The organism is Chryseobacterium sp. AG844 (assembly GCF_003182335.1).
Classification (GTDB): Bacteria; Bacteroidota; Bacteroidia; order Flavobacteriales; family Weeksellaceae; genus Chryseobacterium; species Chryseobacterium cupriresistens.
Genome location: NZ_QGTV01000022.1, coordinates 55,682 through 75,649, shown reverse-complemented (window position 1 = coordinate 75,649; position 19,968 = coordinate 55,682). Strand labels below are relative to the sequence as shown.

Below are 19,968 nucleotides of genomic sequence, written 5' to 3'. Positions count from 1 at the left end.
TTTAACGCATTCAATATCAATAACACGGTAGCGAACCAATGGATCACAGATTATAACAGCAATTATATGTATCCTGTTCCGGTACGTCTTACAGGGCGTTTCTTTAATGTGAAACTGGAATTCAAATTATAAATTTAAAAAGTATTTAAAAGGACTTTGGAAGAGGATGGAAGTCTGTACATGGTTTGTGATGTTTTGTCTATATTTTCTTTGATCGACAAGTTGATATTATAATACCTTACTTCCATAAAAGAAAAGGAATCTCAGCTTCCTCAGTTTAGATGAAGGATTTACCTATAAAGCTTCGGGTACTCTACTTATTTCAGAGTAGTACGTTTATCATAAGAAAAGTAAATTAGATTTAGAAAAAATAATAAAAGTAAGTTGTCTTGAAATAAGTTGACATAAAATTAAAACGTAAAAAATCCGGAGAAAATTTTTTCTTCGGATTTTTTTATGATTCTATCCGCAGTTTCAATATTAAGATTTAAATATGGTATTTCGTGTTGTAATATAAATGCTCCTTTTACATATGTGTAAGTCATGTATATCCTTTGCTTTTTAAGAACGAAATCTTGCTTTAATAACCCATTAATTCTTCCTAGTAGAGTATTTTTCTCTAATAAAGGTTAATATCACCTGTTGTACTGTTAAAAAGAACAACCTGTATATAATTACTCTATTAGAATGGAAGTATACCTCAATACTGCCATGCTTGAAGGCATAATAATTTCAGACCAGCATATTATTTCTATTTGAAAACCACCCATTGCCACCCATTGGGAAATTTCGAAATCATAATATCCTAAGTCGAAATTATCAAGATTTTTATCAAATAATAGAACTGTAATTGAAAAATTCTCACCCTCAACGACTGATGGCAATTCTGAAATAGGTTTATATAAGGGTTTCATATTTTGATTTATTCATAATTTTAATAAGTTTCACAAAAAAATCTTCCATTTAGGGACTGTATTTTTACTCACATTAAACTTTATTGCAATTCATTCGTTTACTATCAGTTATGAATCAATTAAAGCAACAATATTCTGGATTTTCTTAAATTTGATTCTTAAACAGGTTATTATCCCCCATTAAATATTCGTGCAATTTACCATGAAATTTTTCATTTCAAACAAAACATACTACTTATAAGGTACGTATTTATCAAAATATTCATTGAGGATATGAATACTTGATGAATTATAATAGTTGTTGATGATTTTCTGTATTGCTACCTATCTGCATCTACATATGCAACAGGAAGAATAATTGCTGCAAAAATAGCAACTCGAATTTTTAATTTTCTCTTACTCTGTGATTTATTGAAACAACTACTTAAAATTACCCTAAAAAAAATATACGTATTATCTACTTAATCTGACATTAATACAAAATTCACAAATATTTAACCGCATTAGATATGGTCAGGGCAGTTAATACATTCTTTAATATTCTATTTGATTTAGATTAAATGTCTATACTTCGATAATTTATGTTGCTTTATTTTAATAATGTTTACAAATTTCATGAGTACGACAACCAAAATGATATTTATGAGTACGAAAAAGTTATGACTTTAGTGATTTGTTATCCAGCTTACATCATCGACACCATACAATGACTATATAAGTGCCGCAAGTTCATAATTTATAGCCCGAATTAGAGAATCCTGGAAGAATTAATAGAATAAGAGAAAATAATCAGGTTTGTGTCCAGATGTAGAAATAAAATAAAGCGGATGATGAAATAAAAATTCTTAGAAATCCCCTTTTTATTACCATCCAGAGCTGAGATTTGTTACTTAATATGGCTTGCATTAAAAATATATTAGAGTTGTATTAAAGTTTGATTATAATTTTGCAACATAGTTGCATTTTACTGGATTCTAATCTACATTTGTCAGACAAATTTTTAAAAAATATTATGAACAGCAAAATTAAGATTACAAGTACCCTAAAAACAATTAGTATGAGTTTATTCATTGTATTTTATGCTTCGTCTTGTGCGGAAAATGAAAACAACGACGATACAAAACCACTTTCTGTATCTGAGGGCAATGAAGGGGAACTAAAAAGACTAAAAGTTAGTGAAGAGGACTTGTTAAAATCTGGTTGGAAATTAATTAAAGATGTTAAATCGCCCTTTATGTCAAAAAATACGAATGAATACTCCAACGCGCAAAAGAACACAGCAACTTTTACTGAACAAAGATTTAATTTAACTGCTGATCACTTACAGCAATTAGGTTACAATGTAAATAGCCCTAAAAGCATAATAGAAAAATTTATTTTTAAAGGGGTACGTCCAGATGGACTTAAATTTAATTCAGGCCTTAAGGTAGATGGTGTTTCTTATCAGGCCGATGGAGATGCGTATGTCCTTCTGGGGAAACCCTCAATAAAAGTGCTCGATGATAATTTACAAATGCCTGATGAAGTTTATACAACTTATGTGGAAAATAATACCAATAAGCCTGCTACTCTTAAAAAAAAATATACATACAAACAAGGCTATCAAACGTCTTGGCAGCGTACAATAAGCGGATCTCTTTCGGTTAATGCAACATGTTCAATTGGAATTCCTATGGCTGGAGCTGAATTGAGTACATCAGTAACAGTTGGTGGAGAAACTACTAATGGTACTAATACATCCACCGAAAAAACTATTGAAGATGAAGTAGAAGTAAAAGTGCCAGCTCATTCTAGAAAAAAGGTTGCCATTGTAACAAAAATAAGAAAATCCACAGTAAATTATTCTGTTCCTATTTCTGTGCGCGGAGGCTGTATGGCAAATTTTCCTAAAAGTGTTGATGGTCATTATTTCCATTATTTTAATGCCGCGGGAATAAATAATGATGGAAAAGGTAATAATGGTCTAACGAATGGGGGATTGAGATCGGAAGCAGGTAAAGCTGAATCTATGAACCGTGTTGAAACTAAAATTTTAATAAGCGAACCTGAAGCATTAAAAATTTAAAAGGAAAAGAGTTTCATCACTGTTAAATTGTTATAATTAGAATTTTTTAGACAATTGCTCAATAATAGTTTTAATTTACTATTAGCTTTTAAAGAAAGATCCATCAAAGGAATCTAAACAGAATTTTTAATTACTGAATATCAAAGAATGGGTCCGATACAAAGTCGGGCTCATTCTTATTTTGTGAAGTATCAATAGATCAACTACAAAAATAGGTTAGTTTATGGAATAAAATTTATGTAAATGAATAAACAGCAACATGGCAAGACTTGCAAGTTAGAATCTCGTGAAGTGTATATTTGAGTATTAAACAGGATTATTGATAATTTCCTGAATTCCTTCATACACAATCACTTCTCCGTTTTTTTTATCGGAGAAATTAACCATTAAGATTTACCATGATAAAATTATGAGGCAAAACGTTAAAAGCCACCCGAGATTGAGATCAAGTTTCATTTTACTGCTTGATGAATTAATTGATAAAAAAATTCCGCAGCAGCATTTTTGATCCGGGAAGATTTTATAGCTTAAATAATTAGAAGCCCATTGCTTAATCTGATGTTATAATGGAATAAGTGAATTTTTAAGTACATTGAATGAATAAGAATTACCAAGACTCCCTCTATCTCCTTAATACATATTAAAGGCAGTTGTCTGTATTAATCAACAAACTTCTATATTTTAAAATCTTACCTATTATTATGGAGATTTTGAAGTACCCTAACATGGTGGTCACTGTCGAAATATTTTAGCTAATGATTATCCTATAACTTATACCATATCATTATGACATCATTTTAATAAATATTGATACATGATAGTTGCGCAATTTTGTTCAGATCTTCAACAAAAGTGTTCGGAAAATATACCGCTGAGGTCACTCGGACGGACGAGACATTTTTTTTAATGTTTTGTCCGTCTTTTTTTGTTCGCAAACTATTGTTATAGGTAAGATATAGGGTAGTGCAAAATTTAATTTGGTGTTCGAAACGTATTTTCTTCAAATTCAGGTTGGGAATAAAAAAAAGTAATTTTTACATTAATAATAGCTAACAATTAACTCTGTTAGATTGGAATATTCGTAAACTTTATGATGATAATACACTCAATAATGAAAAAAGTCTTGGTAATGTCATATAATGTTATTAGCTTTATAATGAATTCCGAATGACAATATTATTACACCTCACTAAATTTATTAATCATGAAAAAGCAAATCTTTATCGTTGCGTTGGCTCTTGGAGCAACCGCCTTAGGAACCCACCGGGTTATGGCACAACATTCAGAGCAGGTGAGTACATCAGTCAATATTATTTTATCAGATGTTATTGCAATGGATATTGGCTCTGCTGCTTCAGAAGGCGCTGTAGATTTTAATTATGGGAACACAAAAGATTATAATTCATCAAAAAATGTGACCGTTCCCAATAGTTTAGTCATTATTTCCTCTAAAAATTTTGATGTAAAAGTAAAATCTGAAGGTGCACACTTTGTAAGTGGCGCAAATGTCATTCCTGTAGATATATTACAGGTAAAAGCAATACCAGGGGGAAGTATGGTGGGAACTCTGAATGAGGTCACTTTATCTCCAAATGATCAGGTGCTGGTGAGTAATGCAGGTTTAGGTACTAAACAGTCTTTAAATATTGCTTACTCTATTTCTGCGGAAAATGCATCCAAGGTACTTTTAGGAAAACCACAGGGAACTTATACACAAAAAATAACTTATACTGCCACTGCATTGTAAGTCAATACCAATTTTAAATAGAAAAGCCCTCGATACTACAAAAGTATCGGGGGCTTTCCCATTTATCATATGAAGAAACCTTGTAGTGATTTTACTACACGAACTTCCTTTTTCCACTACAAAGAAAATTTTAGCACCACTATAAATTTGCAGTATACAAAAGATAACAATTAAATAAAAATAACAATAAAATATTACTGCCATGACAAAAGTAATTACAATCACAGCCTTAACTATTGGAGCAATCATATTTGGAACTAATAATGTTCAAGCTCAGAATACAACCGCAACTACAACGGTAAACATCACCCTGAACGATGTGATCTCTATTGATGCAGGAAGTACAGCCATTGGTAATACGGTAGATTTTAACTATGTTACTGCAGCAGACTATAATTCTGATCAGACGATTACTAAAGCGAACTCTTTAAAAGTTACTTCCACAAAGAATTTTAATGTTAAAGTAAAAGCAGGAGGCGCTAATTTTATGAATGGAACGAATTTAATCCCTGTCAATGTTCTGACGATCAAAGCAGCTACAGCAGCCGGAACCATGGGCGGAACAAAAAATACTGTCGTTTTATCTGCAACGGATCAGAATTTAGTTACCAACGCTCCTCTTGGAAGTGCCTTAACATTGAACCTGGACTATACTATTCCGGCAGCAAAATCATCATCTTCTGATATTTTAGGTAAGCCGGCCGGAACTTATACGCAAACGGTAACGTATACTGCAACAGCTTTATAAATTAATTTTTCATATTAATATTTTGTGATTTGGTGTTTCGAAGGCTTCCTCAGGGGGCCTTTGATTTTGTATGTGAGGGTTTTTCTATTTATCATATGAATAAACCTTGTAGTGATTTTACTACATGAACTTCCTTTTTCCACTACAAGGAAACTTTTACCACCACTATAAATTTGCAGTATACAAAAGATAACAATTAAATAAAAATAACAATTAAATATTACTGCCATGACAAAACTAATTACAATCACAGCCTTAACTTTTGGAGCAATGATACTAGGAACTAATAATGTTCAAGCTCAGAATACAACCGCAACTACAACGGTAAACATCACCCTGAACGATGTGATCTCTATCGATGCAGGAAGCACAGCCATTGGTAATACGGTAGATTTTAACTACGTTACTGCAGCAGACTATAATTCTGATCAGACGATTACTAAAGCGAACTCTTTAAAAGTTACTTCCACAAAGAACTTTAATGTTAAAGTAAAAGCAGGAGGCGCTAATTTTATGAATGGAACCAACTTAATTCCTGTCAATGTTCTGACGATCAAAGCAGCTACAGCAGCCGGAACCATGGGCGGAACAAAAAATACTGTAGTTTTATCTGCAACGGATCAGAATTTAGTTACCAATGCTCCTCTTGGAAGTGCCTTAACACTGAACCTGGATTATACTATTCCGGCAGCAAAATCATCATCTTCTGATATTTTAGGTAAGCCGGCCGGAACTTATACGCAAACAGTAACGTATACTGCAACAGCTTTATAAATTAATTTTTCATATTAATATTTTGTGATTTGGTGTTTCGAAGGCTTCCTCTGGGGGCCTTTGATTTTGTATGTATTGACCCGAGATAGCTAAAATTCAAAATCCGGTAATTTATATTACGACAGCTTTATAATAGAAATAACAGTGATTTATATATGCCCTCAACATTTTCTAAGTCTTGAGGGCTTTTTCATTTATCATATGAATAAACCTTGTAGTGATTTTACTACACGAACTTCCTTTTTCCACTACAAAGAAAATTTTAGCACCACTATAAATTTGCAGTATACAAAAGATAACAATTAAATAAAAATAACAATAAAATATTACTGCCATGACAAAACTAATTACAATCACAGCCTTAACTTTTGGAGCAATCATATTTGGAACTAATAATGTTCAAGCTCAGAATACAACCGCAACTACAACCGTAAACATCACCCTGAATGATGTCATCTCTATCGATGCAGGAAGTACAGCCATTGGTAATACGGTAGATTTTAACTACGTTACTGCAGCAGACTACAACTCTGATCAGACGATTACTAAAGCGAACTCTTTAAAAGTTACTTCCACAAAGAACTTTAATGTTAAAGTAAAAGCAGGAGGCGCTAATTTTATGAATGGAACGAACTTAATTCCTGTCAATGTTCTGACGATCAAAGCAGCTACAGCAGCCGGAACCATGGGCGGAACAAAAAATACTGTAGTTTTATCTGCAACGGATCAGAATTTAGTTACCAACGCTCCTCTTGGAAGTGCCTTAACATTGAACCTGGACTATACTATTCCAGCGGCAAAATCATCATCTTCTGATATTTTAGGTAAACCAGCCGGAACTTATACGCAAACAGTAACTTATACCGCGACGGCTTTATAATAAAAAATACATCAATTTTACAAAAAAAAAACACATCAATATATATGCCCTCAGTACCTGAAAAGTACTGAGGGTTTTTCTATTTATTATGTGAATAAACTGTGTAGTGATTTTACTACATGAACTTCCTTTTTCCACTACAAAGAAACTTTTAGTACCACTATAAATTTGCAGTATACAAAAGATAATAATTAAATAAAAATAACAATAAAATATTACTGCCATGACAAAACTAATTACAATCACAGCCTTAACTATTGGAGCAATCATATTTGGAACTAATAATGTTCAAGCTCAAAATACAACCGCAACCACAACTGTAAACATTACCCTGAATGATGTCATCTCTATCGATGCAGGAAGTACAGCAATTGGTGGTATAGTTGCCTTTAACTATGTTACTGCAGCAGACTATAACTCTAATCAGACAATTACCAAAGCGAATTCTTTAAAAGTTACTTCCACAAAGAACTTTAATGTAAAGGTAAAAGCAGGGGGACCGAATTTCGTCAATGGTTCAAACTCAATCCCAGTGGATGTTTTGACAATCAAAGCTGCAGAAGCTTCCGGAAGTATGGGCGGAACAAAAAACGACGTGGTTTTATCCCCGGGAGAAAGAACTTTAGTATCCAATGCTCCTCTCGGAAGTGCCTTAACACTGAATCTGGACTACACCATCCCGGCAGCAAAATCATCATCTTCAGATATTTTAGGTAAACCGGCCGGAACTTATATACAAACAGTAACGTATACCGCGACTGCTTTATAATAAAAATTTTAGTTTAAAAGGTTCCTTTTGCTATGTTTTCAGTAGTTTTGGGAATCTTTTATTATTAAACTATTTACGCCATGCACAAATTCATTCCCCTTTTCATTTTCTTTATCCTTACAGGATCTTCTTCACTTCTGGCACAAAGTATTTCTATGTCGCCTACACGTTTGTTTTTTACCGGCAATCCGGGAGAAAAAGTAACAAAGACAGTCACGCTTCAGAACAGCTCGGATAAGGATTATGTCTTTAATCTCAACTCTAAAGACTGGTTCAGAGAAGAAGACGGAAATAAGGTTTATCTTGAAGCAGGCAGTTCAAAAACGTCTAATGCTTCCTGGGTATCTACCTTAGAAAACACTGTAACAGTTCCTGCGAAAAGTACAAAGGAGATTGCAGTAACCATGCAGATTCCTGCAAACGCATCACAATCTGCCGTTACGAACAGTATGTTGTTTTTTACCCAGCTTCCTCAGCAGGCAGATAAGGCACGTGTTCAGAACGGTATTGGTATTATCACCTTATTTGAGGTGGGACTTCACATCTTTTATACTCCACCGGGAAACCATGTAAAAAGTCTGGATATTACCAATATTGCAGAAGTGAGCAATGAGAATGCAGCGAACAGAAAAGTCGCAGTAAGCATTCACAATGATGGAAACACCATTAATGATGCTACCGTTGAGTTTGAACTCACCAACACAGACAGTGGCAAAGAAATAAAATTACCCGCAATTTCAATCTCCATGCTTCCGGATACCAATCAGGTCGTTCAGTTTTCTCTACCGGAGAACATTTCAGGCAACTTTCTTGGCGTGGTTATCGTCAAAATGGCAGAATCCAATGATTTACGTGTAGGAGAAAAAAACTTTAAATTTTAATAGTAAGCTTTGAAACCACAGAATGGAATATCAATCTCAGTACTAAGAAGAACAATCTTATTTTTTGTATTTGTTCTTCTGCACTTTTCGTGGGCCTTTGCGCAGGAAAAGAAAGATATACAAATCCATTTTGAAAACGACAGTTTAGCTGTTGAAAAAGGTTCTACCTTTACTAATTTCCTGGTCATTGAGAATAAAAGTTCTGAAGAGATTATTATTCAGAATATTATTCCTCAGGAAAACTATCCGGGGTTGCTTTTCTATCCCAAAAATGACTTTACCTTAGGCGCTGGTCAGTCTAAAAATCTTCCTGTGAAACTGATTGCCAACGTGGATTTTATGAAACTTAGATCCAATAAGATCCAATTCCAGGTTTCTTACGCCACTCCAACGGTCACCAGAACTGAAAGCGCCTCGTTCTTCGTTGCTAAGGGCGAGAACAAAAACATCGCAGTTTATACCACCAGCTACGAAAATTTCATTAACCCTGCTTTACCTCAATCCTCAATTCTGCTGACTGTAGAAAATCAGGGGTATAGTAAACGCACCGTTAAAATTGATCTGCAATCCATTCCTGATGGTTTGGAAATTTTGCCAAAACAACAGACTGTATCCCTGGAAGGTTTGGAAAAACAAACGGTTGAGATTAAAATTGCAGTCAGAAAACAGAATACACTTTATCCGGAATTTAATATTAATGCAATTGTCACAGACCTTCTTGATAATAAAATCGTGGGAAGCAACACGCTCTATTTAGTCATTTTATCGCACAACAGACAGATTGCCCGTGGAAATGAAGCGGTGAGCGGAAGTAACTTTGCGGAAATGAGCTATAATGAAAACAGTTCAGGTTTCAATTATCTCCAGTTGAGGGGAAACACAGCATTTCGTGTTACTGATAATGTAAAATCGCGCTTCAATATCGGTGCAGATTACTATGTTGAAGACGGCCGTTATAATCTGTATGATACCTGGCTGGAACTGGAGAGAAAAAATACGGTATTACGCTTGGGAAATATTAACAGCAGCGATTACGATTACCCGGTTTTCGGAAGAGGCGGGAAGGTTTCTACCAGATTTGGTAACAATAATCAGATTGAAGTTCTTGCGCTGGAAAATAATTATAATCTGTATGGCACTTTTTTCCAGCAAACAGAAGGATCTACCATGGTGGGTACAAAATATGCTTTTGGGAATGCTAAATCTTTTAATGGGAAAGTGTCTTATATATTCGACCATGATCCGCGCTTTAACGTAGATACGCAGGTAGCGAATGCGGTAACATCATTGTTAGTCAGCGATAAACACACCATCCGAACGGAGGTGGGAGTCAGCCAGGAAAAAGGTCTTTTGAACAACGATGAAAATGCAGGAGCTTTACTGGGAGCCAATTACGAAGGGAAAATAGGGAAGTGGGATATACAATCTGTCAATTCCTTTGCGACCAAAAGTTATGCAGGGATCAAAAGGGGATCCTTTTTCTCAAATCAGCGGATCGGCCGTCAATTTTCTGCTGCTCAGCGCGCTTTTATACAATATCAGAACTCGCAGATAGAGCCTGAGTTCCTGAGTTTCCAGAGCGAGCCAATCCAACCTGGGAACACCGCTAATTTGCGTTATTATTTCAACAGTACAGAAGCTTTGGGACTAGGGTATCAGTTTTCTTTAAAAAAATGGAATTTTCTACTGTCTCCAAAGGTTGAAAAACAAGAAACAGCTAATTTTTACACATCACAGGAACTTTTTTCCTATAGGTTGGAAGTCAATGTCAGTACTACTTTAGGTGCTCACGGATTGAACCTTACGGCGGAATATTCTTATTCAAAAGAGAATGATAAACCAGACTGGTTCAACAGTTTGAAAACAACCTTGTCTTACAGATATAAGTCATTTTCCCTCAACGGAACGGCCCAATGGAACGCAACAAGTGTCTTTGATCTAAATTCTTATTATAATGTAAACCGTAATTTCGCCAACTACAATGTTTACGCCTCCTATAATTTCCAGATGTTTAATCATAATCTGACGGGATCTTTTTCAGCAGGGACCTTCTATTCGGAACTTTATAAAAATTTAAACAGCAATATCACCGGTAATCTGGAATATAAGATTTCGCCTTCCTGGTCCACCACAGGGTATTTTAATCTTTCCGGGTATAAATCTACCGCTGAATATGCAACCAGCGGCAGTTATTACCAGTTCAGAGCGGGGATTAAAAAATATTTTACCACAGCAACAGCTCTCGGAAATTATAAAGTGGCTTTCCAGTTCTTTGAAGATAAAAATTTCAATGGACTTCTGGAGTCCGGCGAAGCAGTACTTGCTAATGAAATTGTAAAACTGGACAATTATGTAGCGATGACGGATAAGAATGGAAAAGTAGTCTTTCAGAATGTGCCAGAAGGTACTTACACATTGAAAGTAAACGAAAATGCAGGTGCCCGGTTGATGATGGATCCTTCCATTATGGTCCATAACAATATTAACCGCAAAGTGGGCCTGGTAAAAAACACCAGGGTAAGCGGGAAATTAACAGAGATCAGACAAGCTTACGATGTTTTGGAAACGGATGTAACAGGAATAGTGGTGTATGCAAAAGGTGAAGATGGTGCAATCTATACTGCTGTGGTTAACCAAAGAAATGAGTTTGAGTTTTTCCTGAAAGATGGAAAATACAACCTCTATATTGAAAATGACAAATACAGCTATACACAACCTACCCAAACGATTCTGGTAACAAAAGAAGGGTATTCAAAAACCGTGGTTTTTGAATATAAGAAGAAAGACACCACCATTAAGGTGAAAAAGTTTTAAATTTAAAAGTATGAAAAAGATGAGGGCTTTTCTAATAGGAATTTTTACCGTGTTCTGCGGGGCTGCAGCCACGAAAGCTCAGGATGTGTACCTGTCGGTTCCTGAAAATAATATTTTTAACAGGACCGAATTTACCTCAGTACCTACAAGGGTAATGACGAACACCAACAGAACCAACTGGGATTATGCCTTTTTGGGATTACTCCCAACCGCTCCTACATTTACCTCTGTTTCCGGGCCAAATTTTACTCATTCTTCTTCCTCACTTACATTACCCGCATCCACGCTTCTGTGGCAGCTGGAAAGTATGGGCGGGCAGCTGCCCTATACCGGACTTTCAGGTTATTTACCAGGTTTTCAGTCGTTCAGTACAAGCGCTGTAAAATGGTTTGAACCGCCATCGATCAGTCTCGCGGGAGGATTCAACCGGGGAAACATCAATTTTACATTTAAAATTCCTGCCTCACAATTTACAGCCAATGCCTTCCGTGCCGGGAATTACTCCATGGATATCACTCAGAATTATAATGACTTCACACCCCGTAATTTTAAAACAATTTTAGTTATTCCTTCATCTATACGATGGGTTGCAAACTCTTTAACAAAATATATAGAAATCTCATCTTTAAATGACTACCGCAGTACAGGCACGCGGGTGTGGGATTTGGGAAATACGGAAATCGCGAATACGGTTGATTTTAATTTTTGGGCGAAAGCTGCTTCCGCAAATATCCAGTTCACGTCCTCTAAAGGTGTTCCGGGAACCAGAAATATTGCCAGCATTAAATTGGGGAGTAACGGATCTGCACTTACCACCAAAGCTTTATCTGCCGATTTTCAGAATTTTTCCGCGGCTAATTTCAGTGTTGCAGCGGGAAACCGAAACAGCTTCACTCCCCAGCTTTATGTGTCTGCGGAAGATTTTAAAAACTTCTTTTTTGAAGCCGGAACCTACACGTTTGAATTGAACTTCAATGCCAGCAGTACAGATAACTCCATTAACAGCCTGCAAAATACGGCTGTTCAGTTGAAGGTGCTTCCCCTGTCGGAGATCACCATTCCCAGTTCCGGGCGCAATGTCAACTTCAATTTTAATACTGCTGCCCATTACACGGATGGTCAGTCACAAATGATTCCCAACCAGATTATGTTGTCTAATAATGAAAATTTTGAGCTCTATGTAAAATCGGACGAAAATTATTTCAAGAAAGGCGGTTTACAGACCAACATTAATTCCAATATATTACAAATTGGTGTGGATGGAAGTTCTGTAAGTGTACCTTTATCCAAAACTCCTCAAAAAATACTCTTTAACGGAGCTCCGGTTCTGGATCGGGGACTAAATGTAAGATACACCATTTCGCCTGCGGGTGCCCAAAGTTTGGTAGGGAAGGAAAATACCACTTACTCTGTCAATGTGTATTATAGTTTTACGGCAATTTAACCCTACTTTCTGAAATAGTTTTCTTATAGATCCGTTTAATAGCGATAATTCATTCTGAGCGAATTTTGTCCGGGCATTTTACAGCTGTACTTCCGTGATAGCAATTGACCGAAACCACAAAACTTTCCAAAAGATTTCCTGAAGTATCTCCATAGATGCGTCTTCTTTTTTGATGAGTTTCCTTCATCAGCCCTATATTTTTAGTACCTGTGGATGTATTTTGGTAGTCTGGCTATCAATGATTGCCACTTCAGGCTGCCATTTTTATCCTGTATCATTCAGCTTTTTGTGATCAGTAATCTGTTGATACTGTTCTATATTTCACCTTTTCTCTATTTTCGATACTACCGGTAAACAGTCTGCCAGAGTCAAAATTCTCATGGAATCTGACACAGTCTTTTTTGTGAGATAAAACAGGACCTGTATTATTTCAGGTAAATCCCATTTGATTTTTTTTTCACTAATATGATATTTTTTATAACTTGCCAGCTCCTGGAAGAAAGGTCTGAACTATATGTTTTTATTCGTATTTAAACAATATAACTCTTTCTGCCTTCTTTCAAAAAACAATTCAAACAGCTTCTAACCGTGATACTGAATTTATGAATGATTTTATCAACGAACTACAATTAAAAATCGAAAGACTTGAAAACGAAATTAATTTCAAGAACGGACTGATTTCGATATTGTCTCATGACTCAAAAGAACTGTTTGGAACCTTTCTTTGGCTTATCGAAGAGCTGGAGCAAAAGACTATAAGTGAGGAAGATTTTTTTAAGTTATTGCCGCAGATAAAACGTGATGCCCGGAAGAATCTGCAAACGATTCAGGACAGCATTACCTGGCTAAAAACACAATACGGGGAATTTAAGATTAAACCCGTTACAATCATGGTGATGGACCTCTTTCACTATTTAGAAGAAAAATACACTGTTAAATTAAAAGAAAAAAACGTTAAATTTTATTATAAAGGAGATCACAATGTATTTCTTACAAGCGATCGCCTGTTGCTCGAATATGTTTTGGACAAAATTTTCAACAATGCGGTAAAATATTCCTTGCCGGGTCAGGATATTTATTTTCAAGCCGTTACAGAAGGTGATCAGGTTGTACTTTCTGTAATTGATTCCGGAACCGGAATAAATGAAAAGTATTTATCGGGGATCTACAATTATGACAATCCCATATTTCTGGGAACTGCAGGCGAAAAAGGAGTTGGATTAAGTTTGAAAATTGTAAAAAATTTTATATCCTTGCTGCATGGAAACATCCAGATCATTTCCGCTGAAAATAAAGGTACTACGGTTTCTCTTTTTTTACGTAAATTTATAGAATGATGGGTTCAAAAGTAAACATTCGCATTGTTGTAGCAGACGATCATGGTATCGTCCGGATGGGTTTGATACAAACAATCAAACGATTCAGACCCGATGCCATAATTTCAGAAGTAGAGGATTATAAATCACTGTACAAATTGATTCTGAAAGAAGAATTCGATCTGGCCATTATGGACGTTAATATGCCCAATGGCACTGTTCAGGAAGCAATAGATTACATAAAATTACATCAGCCTGAATTAAAAATTCTAATTTTTTCTTCACAGGATGAAGAGCTGTATGGAATGCGTTATCTGAAAATGGGAGCTGGCGGCTATCTAAGTAAGCTAAGCTCCACTGAAGTCATTGAAACTGCTTTGGCGGCGATGCTCAGTAAAGGACGGTATGTCAGTGATAATATAAAGGAAGCTATTTTTTTAGAATCCTTAAATGGCACGACGAAAAAATCTCCCTTTGAAGCGCTGTCAGACCGCGAATTGCAAATTGCCAATAAGCTTGCGGAAGGTCTTCCCCTCAAAGAAATTTCTAATCAGCTGAATCTCCATTCATCGACGATCAGCACTTACAAAAACAGGTTATTTGAAAAACTGAAAATACGATCCCTACCCGAATTGGTGGACATTCTCAGGCTGTATAATCAGTAAAAATGCTATCACAGAAGCTTTAGACTAAATAGTTGCAGACGGGCCACTTTTTGCTCAGGTTCGTAAGTTTTGGAACCTTAGAAGACATCTCTAAGGTCTGTGCTTTGAGTCATATATCGGTATATCATATCATTCTGTCTTTCAGGTTGATTTTTAATATGCTGTTTCATTTTCTTCCCTTGTCCCTGTTAACACAATTAAATAATAATACAACAATGTTGCTGTTGCATTAAGAATAGTATATTTTATCTTATTTTCTGATATCCTGAATGATTTTAAAGAAGATCTTTTTCATTTACAATTTTTTCCGGCCAGGCAAAGCCTGCTCCTCCGTGCAGATATCTTTCCGTTTCGAGGTAAAAAGTATTCACTCCCTGTAGTCCCACTCCTGCATAATAAACGAATTGGTCTACGTGTTCCTGATATTCTCCAAACTCACGGTATTCGCTGTGTAAAGTCATGAAACCTGCCATTTCTTCGTTGTGAATACGAAAAGTTTCTGAACAGGCTTCTGCCAATGAAAGATTGTATTGTTGCTGTAAAACAAAAACGAGATTAAAAACCTCAGTTCCTTTCGCCATTTCTTTAGGCAAAGAATGAATATCGTTCTGCCATGCCACAGTTAAGGTCATATGAGATATCATTTTCTGAAAAACAATGTGTTCAAATATATGTTCAGGTAAAACGAGACCTGACTCTATCTCACCAAAAAGCAGATACGGCCGCATAAGAACTGAATATTCGCGGATGGTTTTGAAAAGATGGAGTGATGGTGGCCGTTCAGCCTTCTTGTAAGGATATTCGAGCTCAATTCCATACCGGAACGATTGATAAAAATAATGTATGAAACGTTCTACCCATATCGCAGGCATTAATGCACGGAATTCGTCCCTTATTAATGCTATGTGTTGATAAAGTGCATTTTCTTCGGGTTTTGGCTGCTCTCCTCTGAGAATTGCTGTACATCGATTTCTCATTTGTTCCATTTCCTTGGGAGATGAGTGTTCTACCTGATCGTCGAGCGTAACATATTGCAGCATGAATCTATTGCAAGGGATACTTTGCTCATAAGTGAGGTCTGGCCACATACGCGCAGTACACATATGTAACCTCATTTTCTTGTATTTTTCACGTTGTTTTTCTGTCAGGAAAGTATAGTCGTTATCAATCCATCCTTCCATATCTTTTCCCATTTGTTCAGCATGCGGGCTGATAAGGTCCGGCCATGGATAATAGCCGCGTGGTAGGTAATCTTTTGAATGATATTCTTCGGGTTTCATTTTATTAAAGTTTAAGGTTGTTCTGGATTTACTTTTTTACAACTTGTTTATATTTGATTTAATTTGTTTTTCATCTCTTCTGCATCCGGAAATTCCATGGCATTATAACGGGCTAATTTGGTAGAAATATTTTTCCAGCCGCTTAATACCATACTCATATAATGTACCCAGTTGACTACGGCATCCTGCCATTCTCCAAAATCCGGAAGAGAAGCTTGTAAGGTGATAAACTCTTTCAGGTCTTCATTATGGAGACGCAGATCCTCCAGACAGGCTTCTTTCAAAGACATTTGGCGTTCGTGCTGTATCACTTTCACAATATTGTAATAAATACTCTCTGTGGCTTCATCTTTCATTACAGACTGTACTTCATTGAAAAACGTTACCAGATGGCACGCTAATGCCTGTAGACGACGAATAACCGGATGGTCATGAATTTCAGAAGGCAGAATGACTCCGGTTTCAACTTCTGTAAGCTGCAGAAAAGGATACAGGCATATAGAATTTTCTCTCAGGGCAATACACTCGGTGATTGTTGGGAATATTTTATTTTTTTTATACTGCACCTCTGTTTTTAATCCATTAAAGTACCTGCTGATCATTTGTGTAAACCGGGAAATTGATTCCTGTGGAATGAACTGCTGCAGCTCCTGTCTTAATGAGCCCAGCATTGAACCTAAGGGAATTGGAGACTGGGCCGCACTGAGTTCACCATTCAGAATTGCAATTGATTGCAAATGCACATAGTCGATGTCATCAGGTTCACTTTCCTCATATAGATCATCATTGTACAAAGTCCAGAGCATAAGCCTGCAAATAGGTTTAAATCGTTCGGCTGATGCGGTAGGAAACCACTGCGCTGCAATGTGGGCCGTTTTTGTTTTTTTATATTTCCTGCGGACATCAGGATTTTTTTCATAGAGCCAGAGATATTCTCCGTCGATCCATTGATGCTCTGTTATTTCCTGCAATTGATCTGCATAAGGATTTTTTAAAGTGGGAAACGGGTATCTGAACTTTCTGTGAAGCAGTTCAAGCGTGTTAAAATTTTCATTACTCATGATTATATGTTTTTAATGGTTTATTTTTTAGTTTATCATTTTTTAACTCAATAGAGGATATCATAAAAAATGATAAGCTTTGCCCAAAAAATGATATACAGTAAAACCAGCTGTATATCAAAAAGATACAATCGTAAATAATGAAATGAAGTTACAAATTAATTATAATTAAACTGTAATTTTATTTAAAAAATTACTGAGAGATCATTTAATTAGTGTGGGAATCAATTCCATTAGAGGTAAATAAACTGGTAACAGATCCTCTTGTTAGAAAGTAGCCAATTTCAGATGATAGTGGATTTTAACCCCGAAGTTTATATTTTTGTAATGCTATGCACAATCAGCTGAACCAACTTATTTCAAAAAATGTAAAACTCTCAGATTCAGAAAGAGAGCTTTGTAATCGGTATTTCGAACCTGTATTGTATCCAAAAAACAGAATAATTGAGGAAGAAGAAAAAATACCAAAGTACCTGTATTTTGTGGTTTCAGGTTTTGTGCGGCTGTTCCATTACAATGATAAAGGAGATGAAATAACCACCCATATCAACTGTCCTCCTGGCTTCATTACATCATATACCAACTTTGTCAATCAGAATAAATCTGAAGAAAATCTCGAGTGTATTACCGAATGTGAGCTTTTACGCATTACAAAGGCTGATCTCGATCTGCTTATCCGGCAGAGTCCTGCATTTAAAGATTTCAGTTTTTTGGTATTTCAGCAATCGTTGTCCTACAATGAAAAACGGGCAAAGGACCTTGCAACATTGACCGCTGAAAAGCGTTATTTAAAGTTGATAACGGAAAATCCTGAAATTCTGCATAATGTCCCGATGCAGTATATCGCTTCTTTTTTAGGGATGAATCCAAAAAGTTTGAGCCGTATCCGCAAGCAGATTATTAGGTAACATTTGTGAAGTGATTTTGAATGAGCAAAACTGAAATTTGCACTATCATTTAAAATCAAAAGATATGACAAGCAAAAACTTAGTATTGGTATCAGGTGCGAACGGTCATCTGGGCAATAATCTGGTAAGATTACTAATAAAAGAAGGATTTCATGTAAGGGCATCCGTTCGCAGTATCCAAAATAAAGAATGTTTCAAGGATCTGAACTGTGAAGTAGTTCAGGCTGACATTACGGACAAAGTTTCCTTTGTTAAGGCTCTTCAGGGGGTTCATACATTTTATGCTGTAGGTGCATCATTTAAATTGTGGGCTAAAGATCCAAAAAAGGAAATCTACGATGTCAATATGAACGGAACCCGAAATACGATTGAAGCCGCCGCAGAAGCGGGCGTGAAAAGAATCGTTTATGTAAGTTCCATTGCAGCTTTGGATTACACCCATCTTCCTGCTAAAGAAAGTAATGGGTATAATCCTGACCGCCGGGATATGTATTATAATTCGAAAAACGATGGTGAGAAACTGGCTTTTCAACTCGCTGAAGAATTAGGAATAGAACTGGTGTCCGTAATGCCGGGAGCAATGATAGGTGGCGAAGCATTTCTTCCTTTGAATGTGTCCTATGGTGTACTGAAGTTAATTTTAAATAAACAAATACCAATGGATACCCAAATAACCCTTAATTGGGTAGATGTAAAAGATGTTGCCGAAGGATGTTACCTTGCAGCTCAGAAAGGACGCTCAGGGGAACGGTATATCTTAGCTAATGAAAAATGTATGACTATTACCAATACTACCAGATTGGCTCAAAAGCTTTATCCTGAACTGAAAATCAAAGTGCCGGGTTCTGTTCCTAAATTTGTCCTCTATACCATTGCCGGATTCATGGAACTGTCAGCTAAAATTAGTGGAAAACCTCCTGTATTAACTACAAAGGATATTGCAATGTTTTCAGGACTACAACAGAATTTTGATATTTCCAAAGCCAGAAATGAATTGGGTTTTAATCCGAAAAATCCCGAACAGGCCATAAGAGAAGCTTTGTCCTATCTGATGGAGCATAAAAATTTGCTGTAATCACCAGTTCCGATGACAGAAATTCAATCTATTTAAAAATGGTTGGGAAAAGAGTAACTGTATTGTTGACTCAGACGGAGGGGGCATTTTTGAATACTTTTCCGTCTTTTTATTTTTAATGTATTGTTAATGTGAATGTATTTTCTTCAAATTCAAGTTTTTTGGCCAAAATCGACCGTTTTGTAATGGTGAATGTTCGATGGAAATCCGGCTGCATAAAAATGGTTAATCCTTAGTTTATTTTATATGATCAGCATCATAAGATAAATACTATTATTCTGCTACATTTGTAATAATAAGATAAAAGAAAATAAGAAATAAGAATAGCAACCTCAACTAAAATTATCACCAGTTGTTAGAAACTTATTTTTATCAAATGGCAGAAAAGGAGCATATTATTACCTTTTGAAAGATGTATTCAACGACCGAAATAATAGATTATTGTTACCATTAAAAAACGATTATCACGGTTCTATGGCTAATAATATTGTGGTATTGCCAGTTAATGCATAACTGCATTATTCCCCTATGATTATGTCGAATATTCCCCACAGCGTTACATAGGGAGATACTGTATTCCCAATATAATTATACTTAACGCTTACATGCGAATACCTATATTTTCTA

17 protein-coding genes are annotated in these 19,968 nt (G+C 35.8%); 13 read left to right on the top strand and 4 right to left on the bottom strand.

From position 1 onward, the window contains the following. Positions 1–674: 674 nt before the first annotated feature. On the bottom strand, positions 675–914 hold the full coding sequence (locus DEU40_RS18460; RefSeq protein ID WP_110011206.1) for a hypothetical protein: 240 nt from the start codon (positions 912–914) through the stop codon (positions 675–677). 1,057 nt (positions 915–1,971) lie between these two features. Here DEU40_RS18460 and DEU40_RS18455 point away from each other — a divergent pair. The 9 genes from DEU40_RS18455 to DEU40_RS18415 all read left to right on the top strand — a co-directional run bounded on the left by DEU40_RS18455 (position 1,972) and on the right by DEU40_RS18415 (position 13,036). Next, entirely contained in the window at positions 1,972–2,979 is a 1,008-nt protein-coding gene (locus DEU40_RS18455; protein WP_181398004.1) for an ETX/MTX2 family pore-forming toxin, read from the top strand. Between the two features lie 1,204 nt (positions 2,980–4,183). Further along, positions 4,184–4,726 (top strand): peptidoglycan-binding protein LysM, encoded by a 543-nt coding sequence (locus DEU40_RS18450; protein ID WP_110011204.1) that lies wholly within the window; start codon positions 4,184–4,186, stop codon positions 4,724–4,726. A gap of 202 nt (positions 4,727–4,928) precedes the next feature. Then, positions 4,929–5,474, top strand: a complete 546-nt coding sequence (locus DEU40_RS18445; protein ID WP_110011203.1) for a peptidoglycan-binding protein LysM — start codon at positions 4,929–4,931, stop codon at positions 5,472–5,474. 228 nt (positions 5,475–5,702) lie between these two features. Next, positions 5,703–6,248 (top strand): peptidoglycan-binding protein LysM, encoded by a 546-nt coding sequence (locus DEU40_RS18440; RefSeq protein WP_110011202.1) that lies wholly within the window; start codon positions 5,703–5,705, stop codon positions 6,246–6,248. 334 nt (positions 6,249–6,582) lie between these two features. Next, positions 6,583–7,128, top strand: a complete 546-nt coding sequence (locus DEU40_RS18435; RefSeq protein WP_110011201.1) for a peptidoglycan-binding protein LysM — start codon at positions 6,583–6,585, stop codon at positions 7,126–7,128. Positions 7,129–7,351: 223 nt separating this feature from the next. After that, positions 7,352–7,897, top strand: a complete 546-nt coding sequence (locus DEU40_RS18430; RefSeq protein WP_110011200.1) for a peptidoglycan-binding protein LysM — start codon at positions 7,352–7,354, stop codon at positions 7,895–7,897. Between the two features lie 80 nt (positions 7,898–7,977). Then, positions 7,978–8,778, top strand: coding sequence for a WxL protein peptidoglycan domain-containing protein (locus DEU40_RS18425; protein WP_227944132.1), 801 nt, complete (start codon positions 7,978–7,980; stop codon positions 8,776–8,778). 9 nt (positions 8,779–8,787) lie between these two features. Then, a complete protein-coding gene (locus DEU40_RS18420; protein ID WP_228406559.1) occupies positions 8,788–11,592 on the top strand; it encodes a hypothetical protein in 2,805 nt (934 codons plus the stop codon). A 10-nt stretch (positions 11,593–11,602) separates the two neighbouring features. Continuing rightward, the gene (locus DEU40_RS18415) at positions 11,603–13,036 is read left to right on the top strand and encodes a hypothetical protein (protein ID WP_110011199.1); all 1,434 of its coding nucleotides are present in this window, start codon (positions 11,603–11,605) and stop codon (positions 13,034–13,036) included. A 49-nt stretch (positions 13,037–13,085) separates the two neighbouring features. Here the strand turns inward: DEU40_RS18415 and DEU40_RS22510 are convergent, their stop codons facing one another. Further along, complete coding sequence (locus DEU40_RS22510; protein ID WP_181398003.1) at positions 13,086–13,223, bottom strand: hypothetical protein; 138 nt, start codon at positions 13,221–13,223, stop codon at positions 13,086–13,088. Positions 13,224–13,638: 415 nt separating this feature from the next. Between DEU40_RS22510 and DEU40_RS18410 the strand changes: the two genes are divergently transcribed. Both DEU40_RS18410 and DEU40_RS18405 read left to right on the top strand, forming a co-directional pair. Continuing rightward, the gene (locus tag DEU40_RS18410; RefSeq protein WP_110011198.1) at positions 13,639–14,373 is read left to right on the top strand and encodes a sensor histidine kinase; all 735 of its coding nucleotides are present in this window, start codon (positions 13,639–13,641) and stop codon (positions 14,371–14,373) included. Continuing rightward, the gene (locus tag DEU40_RS18405; protein WP_228406558.1) at positions 14,370–15,017 is read left to right on the top strand and encodes a response regulator transcription factor; all 648 of its coding nucleotides are present in this window, start codon (positions 14,370–14,372) and stop codon (positions 15,015–15,017) included. The genes DEU40_RS18410 and DEU40_RS18405 overlap by 4 nt, the downstream gene beginning before the upstream one ends. A 275-nt stretch (positions 15,018–15,292) precedes the next feature. Here DEU40_RS18405 and DEU40_RS18400 read toward each other — a convergent pair whose 3' ends face one another. Together DEU40_RS18400 and DEU40_RS18395 are read right to left on the bottom strand one after the other, a co-directional pair. Further along, a complete protein-coding gene (locus DEU40_RS18400) occupies positions 15,293–16,297 on the bottom strand; it encodes a terpene synthase family protein (protein WP_110011197.1) in 1,005 nt (334 codons plus the stop codon). A 47-nt stretch (positions 16,298–16,344) separates the two neighbouring features. Next, on the bottom strand, positions 16,345–17,358 hold the full coding sequence (locus DEU40_RS18395) for a terpene synthase family protein (protein WP_110011196.1): 1,014 nt from the start codon (positions 17,356–17,358) through the stop codon (positions 16,345–16,347). A 332-nt stretch (positions 17,359–17,690) separates the two neighbouring features. Between DEU40_RS18395 and DEU40_RS18390 the strand changes: the two genes are divergently transcribed. Together DEU40_RS18390 and DEU40_RS18385 are read left to right on the top strand one after the other, a co-directional pair. Then, the gene (locus DEU40_RS18390; RefSeq protein WP_110011195.1) at positions 17,691–18,266 is read left to right on the top strand and encodes a Crp/Fnr family transcriptional regulator; all 576 of its coding nucleotides are present in this window, start codon (positions 17,691–17,693) and stop codon (positions 18,264–18,266) included. 64 nt (positions 18,267–18,330) lie between these two features. Continuing rightward, on the top strand, positions 18,331–19,341 hold the full coding sequence (locus tag DEU40_RS18385; RefSeq protein ID WP_110011194.1) for an NAD-dependent epimerase/dehydratase family protein: 1,011 nt from the start codon (positions 18,331–18,333) through the stop codon (positions 19,339–19,341). The last annotated feature ends 627 nt before the right edge of the window (positions 19,342–19,968 follow it).